Here is a 5594-nt window from a genome sequence, read left to right as displayed (position 1 = left end):
CCCGTCCCGTCGTCCTCGCCCGCGGCGGGCGAGGACGACGGGACGGGTGCGGACGGGGCGGGGCCCGCGCAGCCGGTGAGCAACAGGGCCGCGCACAGTGTGCCGGCGCTCAGCAGCGCGGGGGCGCCCTTGCGGACGGGCATGGGACGGCTTCCTCCTGGCCGGGGGCAGTGCAGCGATCCGTACCCGCTCGGCGGGCGGCGCTGCCTCCGCGACCGCGCCCTCACCCGTACGGATGCGTCCCGGTGGGCCGGAAAGGGGTTGACCGGCCGGGGCGGCCGCGCTTTCCTGCGGGAATGAGTGATCTTCGTATCGAACGGGCGCGGACCGAGGAGCAGCTCGCCGACTGGCGGGCCGTGCACAACACGATCATCCCGACGGCGGTGCTGTCCCCCGAGGAGGTGCGGGAGCGCGCGGGCCGGAACCGGCTGGACGTCGCGTACCTCGGGGAGGTGGCGGTGGGGTGTTCGACGGTGCGTCCGCCGGACGGGGAGACCCCGGCGGCGACCGTGATCGCGCGGACGCTGCCCGGGTACCGCGGGCGGGGGTTCGGGACCGCGCTGTACGAGCGGGGGCTCGCGCACGCGCGGACGCTGAGCGACGAGGGCGTGGAGACGGTGGTGCTCGCCTCGAACGAGGAGGGGCTGCGGTTCGCGCTGGCGCGCGGTTTCGTGGAGGTGGAGCGGTACGTCCTGCCGGGGGACGCGATTCCGTTCGTGGCGCTGCGGCTGGCCTGACGAGCAGCATTCCTGACGAGCCGTCAGAACTTCGTGCCGCGGGTCTGGGAACCTTCGGGGCCCGGCGCTACCCTCCGCGCATGATTCGGACGGTGGTGTGGGGTACCGGAAATGTCGGGCGCGCGGCCATTCGCGCCGTGGACGCCCATCCGGGCCTGGAGCTCGCGGCCGTGCTGGTGTCCGATCCGGCCAAGGTGGGCCGGGACGCGGGCCGGCTCGCGGGGCTCGGGCGCGATCTCGGGGTGGTGGCCGACGACGACGTCGGCGCGGTGCTCGACGGACGGCCGGGGGCGGTGGTGTACGCGGCCTCCGGCGACACCCGGCCCGACGGGGCGCTCGCCGATGTGGCACGGGCGGTGGCGGCGGGCGCGGTGGTGGTGACGCCCGCCCTGTATCCGCTGTACGACCAGCGCAACGCGCCGCCGGAGTTCCGGGATCCGGTGCTCGCGGCGGTCGCCGAGGGGGGCGGTTCCCTCTTCGTGTCGGGCGTCGACCCGGGCTGGGGGAACGACGTGCTGCCGCTCCTGGTGAGCGGGCTCGCCGCGACGGTGGACGTGATCCGCTGTCAGGAGATCTTCGACTACTCGACGTACGAGCAGGAGGAGTCGGTCCGCGAGCTGGTGGGGATGGGCAAGCCGATGGAGTACGAGCCGCCCATGCTGTGGCCCTCGGTGCCGACGATGGTCTGGGGCGGGCAGATACGGCTGATGGCCCGGGCGCTCGGGGCCGAACTCGACGAGATCCGCGAGACGCTGGAGCGGCGCCCGCTGGAGTCCACGGTGAAGACGCGGACGATGGGCGTGTTCGAGGCGGGCACGCAGGGGGCGGTCCGCTTCGAGGTGCAGGGGATCGTCGGCGGGGAACCCCGCATCGTGATCGAGCACGTCACCCGGATCCATCCCTCGTGCGCACCGGACTGGCCGGTGCCGCCGGACGGGGCGGGCGCGCACCGGGTGATCGTCGAGGGGAGCCCCCGGATCGAGGTGACGGTCGCGGCGACCGACGAGGGCGAGAACCGGTCGGCGGGCGGGAACGCCACGGCGGTGGGACGCCTCGTCGGGGCGATCGACTGGCTGGTGGCGGCGGAGCCGGGACTGTACGACGCGCTGGACGTGCCGTTGCGGCCGGCGGTCGGGAAGCTGGGAAGGAGACCACGGTGATCATCGACATTCCCGAGGACCAGGAGCCGATCGGGTACGTGTGGGGCGACATGGTCCCGGAGATCGGGACGGCGGCGGCGAACTTCTCGCTGTCGGTGTACGCGCACACGACCCTGGGGCTGCGCGAGTTCGAGGCGGCGCGGCTGCGGATCGCGCAGATCAACGGCTGCGGCTTCTGTCTGGACTGGCGTACCGACCGGGACGGGGAGAAGGTCGAGGAGGGCTTCGACGAGCTCGTCGCGGCCTGGCGGGAGACGGAGGTCTCGGAGGCCTTCGACGAGCGGACGCGGCTCGCGGCCGAGTACGCCGAGCGGTACGCGCTCGACCACCACGGCCTCGACGAGGAGTTCTGGGGGCGGATGACGGCGCGGTACAGCCAGGCGGAGATCGTGGAGCTGACGATGAGCCTGGGCTCGTGGCTGGCGTTCGGGCGGCTCAACCGGGTGTTGGGGCTCGACGAGGTGTGCGTGCTGCCGACGCACTGAGGGTGCGAAAGAGGGGCCGGCCGGGGTTCCGGCCGGCCCCTCTTTCGCGCGGGGTCTTTCGCGTGGGGGCGCTCAGAAGTCCTCGGCGATGATGCGCTCGATGTTGCGCTCGGCGAGGGCGGTGATGGTGACGAAGGGGTTGACGCTGGTGTTCCCGGGGATGAGGGAGCCGTCGATGACGTAGAGGCCCTGGTAGCCGTGGAGGCGTCCGTGGTTGTCGGTGGCCCGGTCGAGGACGGCGCCGCCGAGCGGGTGGTAGGTGAGGTGGTCCCCCCAGATCTTGTAGGCGCCGAACAGGTCGGTCCGGTAGATCGTCCCCTCCTTGCTGTTGATCTTGTCGAAGATGGACCTGGCCATGTCGATGGACGTCTGCTTCCAGGCCCGGTCCCAGCTCAGGTCGACCTTGCCCGTGGCCGGGTTCCAGCTGAACTCGGCGCGGCGCGGGGTGCGGGTGATGGAGAGGTAGAAGGAGGCGTAGGTCTCGATGCCGGTGGGCAGCGGGGCGACCTCCGCGAAGGCGCCGCCCGCGTCCCAGTTGTCGATGCCCGCGGTGGGCATGGAGGACTGGAGCGTGCCGGTGGGGTCCCACATGTGGTTGGCGCGGCCGCACATGACGTTGCCGTTGTCGCCCCAGCCCTTGCCGATCTCGCCGTTGAGCGCGGGCAGGGCGCCGGTCGCCTTGAGACGGGTGAGGAGCTTGCTGGTGCCGACGCTGCCGGCGGCGAAGAAGACCCGGTCGGCGCGGACGGTCTTGGTGACGAGGACGGCGCCGGTGGTGTCGATCTGGTCGATGACGACGGTGTAGCCGCCGGCGGCGGCCGGGCTGACGGAGGTCACCCGGTGGAGCGGGGAGACGTTCACCCGGCCGGTGGCGGCGGCCTGGGCGAGGTAGGTCTTCTGGAGGCTCTTCTTGCCGGCGTTGTTGCCGTAGATGACCTCGGCGTCCAGGGCGGACTTCTGGACGGTCCCGGCGGCCTCCTGCTTCATGTAGTCCCAGTCGTAGACGTTGGGCACGAAGACGAAGGGGAAGCCGGAGCGCTCGGCGTGCTTGCGGCCCACGCGCGCGTACTGGTAGCAGTCCTGGCTCTCCCACCAGTTCACGTCCACCGAGGTGACGCCCAGGCCCGCGTTGGCGCGCGGGTAGTAGGTGGCGTACATCTCGGCCGGGTCGACGGTGGGGAGGATCGCCGGGAAGCGCTCACGGAGCGGGGTCACCGCCATGCCGCCGTTGACGAGGGAACCTCCGCCGACACCGCGCCCCTGGTAGACGGTGATGCCGGCGAAGTCCTCCGCGTCGAGGATGCCGGTGTGCATCGGCACGTCCTTGTCGAGCGGGTAGCCGAGGAACTGGCTGATGGGCTGCTTGGTGCGGGTGCGCAGCCAGAAGGAGCGGTAGTCCGGCCTGGTGGTGTTGGCGAAGATCTTGCCGTCGGGGCCCGGGGCGTCCCAGGCCATGCCCAGCTCGATCATGTGGACGTCGACACCGGCACGGGCGAGCCGCAGGGCGGCGACGGAGCCGCCGTAGCCGGTGCCGACGACGAGGGCGCGCACCTGGGCGCCGTCGGGGATGGGGGTGCAGTTCAGGCCGGGGACCTCGGCACGGGCGGGGGTCGTGATCGTGCCGGCGAGGGCGGCGGCGCCGAGAACAGAACCTGTTCCCGTGAGAAAGCGGCGGCGACTTACCTGGGGTCTTCCCTGGGCGGACAAGGGGTGTTCACTCATGGGATCTTCCTCACTCGCGAGTGAATGGCAACACGTTCTACGACCGCCCGCCGAGGAAGTCACGAGAAACTGCCCGGTAACTTATGGCCGGACATGCCCCCTTGATCGCCCCTGTTCGCGCGTCAGCCGACGGCCTGGCCCGGCGCGCCGGTGAGGCGCTCGGGGGTGAGGAGCTCGGCGAGGCGGTGGGCGGGCAGCAGGCCCTTCTCCACGGTGAGTTCGACGACTCCGCGGCCCGTCGCGAGCGCCTCCTGGGCGATGGCCGTGGCGGCGGTGTAGCCGAGGTGCGGGTTCAGGGCGGTGGCGAGGCCGATGGAGTTCTCCACGGCCGCGCGGAGCGCCTCGGTGTTGGCGGTGATGCCGGTGACACAGCGCTCGGCGAGGGTCAGACAGGCGGCGCGCAGCGAGAGCAGGCTCTTCGAGAGGGCGTGGAAGATGACCGGCTCGAAGGCATTGAGCTGGAGCTGTCCCGCCTCGGCCGCCATGGTGATGGTGATGTCGTTGCCGATCACCTCGAAGGCGACCTGGTTGACGACCTCGGGGATCACCGGGTTGACCTTGCCGGGCATGATGCTGGAACCGGCCTGCACCGGCGGCAGGTTGATCTCGCCGAGGCCCGCGCGCGGCCCCGAGGAGAGCAGCCGCAGGTCGTTGCAGGTCTTGGAGAGCTTGACCGCGATCCGCTTGAGGACGCCGGAGAGCTGGACGAAGGCGCCGCAGTCCTGGGTGGCCTCGATGAGGTTGACGGAGGTCACGAGCGGCAGGCCGGTCAGTTCGGCGAGGTGGCGGCGGGCGGTCTCGGCGTAGCCGGGGGCGGCGTTGAGACCGGTGCCGATGGCGGTGGCACCGAGGTTGATCTCGTGGATGAGCTCGATCGCCTCGGCGAGCCGGCCGCGGTCCTCCTCCAGCATCACGGCGTACGTGGAGAACTCCTGGCCCAGCGTCATGGGCACCGCGTCCTGGAGCTGGGTGCGGCCCATCTTCACGACCTCGCGGAACTCCAGGGCCTTGGCGGCGAAGGCGTCCTGGAGGACGGCCATGGCCTTCAGGAGTTCGCGGCCCGCGCCGATCGCCGCGATGCGGATGGCGGTCGGGTAGACGTCGTTGGTGGACTGGCCGAGGTTGACGTCCTCGTTGGGGTGCAGGTGGGTGTACTCGCCCTTGGCGTGGCCGAGGAGCTCCAGGGCCCGGTTGGCGACGACCTCGTTGGCGTTCATGTTGGTGGAGGTGCCGGCGCCGCCCTGGACGACGTCCACGACGAACTGGTCGTGGAGCCGTCCCGTACGGATCTCCCGGCAGGCTCCGGTGATGGCGGCGGCCTTGTCTGCGGGGAGCAGGCCGAGCTCCTCGTTGGCGCGGGCGGCGGCCTCCTTGACGGCGGCGAGCGCGTCGATCAGGAGGGGGTAGACCGAGATGGGCGTACCGGTGATGGCGAAGTTCTCGGTGGCGCGCAGCGTGTGGACGCCCCAGTAGGCGTCGGCGGGGACGTC

Annotated in this window: 5 protein-coding genes; 3 read left to right on the top strand and 2 right to left on the bottom strand. The window is 71.5% G+C overall.

What is annotated here, in order from left to right; all coding sequences use genetic code 11:
* Positions 1 to 296: 296 nt before the first annotated feature.
* The 3 genes from CCN56_RS31505 to CCN56_RS31495 all read left to right on the top strand — a co-directional run bounded on the left by CCN56_RS31505 (position 297) and on the right by CCN56_RS31495 (position 2382).
* On the top strand, positions 297 to 737 hold the full coding sequence (locus CCN56_RS31505) for a GNAT family N-acetyltransferase (protein WP_086831319.1): 441 nt from the start codon (positions 297 to 299) through the stop codon (positions 735 to 737).
* A gap of 80 nt (positions 738 to 817) precedes the next feature.
* Entirely contained in the window at positions 818 to 1897 is a 1080-nt protein-coding gene (locus tag CCN56_RS31500) for a dihydrodipicolinate reductase (RefSeq protein ID WP_086831318.1), read from the top strand.
* Positions 1894 to 2382: a carboxymuconolactone decarboxylase family protein gene (locus CCN56_RS31495; protein WP_086831317.1), complete on the top strand. Its 489-nt coding sequence runs from the start codon at positions 1894 to 1896 to the stop codon at positions 2380 to 2382. Before CCN56_RS31500 ends, CCN56_RS31495 begins: the two co-directional genes overlap by 4 nt.
* 72 nt (positions 2383 to 2454) lie before the next feature.
* Here CCN56_RS31495 and CCN56_RS31490 read toward each other — a convergent pair whose 3' ends face one another.
* Positions 2455 to 4104 carry a GMC oxidoreductase gene (locus CCN56_RS31490; protein ID WP_086831316.1) on the bottom strand — a complete coding sequence of 550 codons (1650 nt, stop codon included), beginning with the start codon at positions 4102 to 4104 and terminating at the stop codon, positions 2455 to 2457.
* 122 nt (positions 4105 to 4226) lie between these two features.
* On the bottom strand, positions 4227 to 5594 hold a 1368-nt coding region (locus tag CCN56_RS31485), incomplete at its 5' end, for an aspartate ammonia-lyase (RefSeq protein ID WP_086831315.1).

The sequence above is a fragment of the Streptomyces sp. NRRL B-24572 genome, assembly GCF_002156145.1.
GTDB classification, from domain to species: domain Bacteria; phylum Actinomycetota; class Actinomycetes; order Streptomycetales; family Streptomycetaceae; genus Streptomyces; species Streptomyces vietnamensis.
Note: the sequence above shows the minus strand (reverse complement) of the source record. Positions and strands in the feature narration are given on the sequence as shown.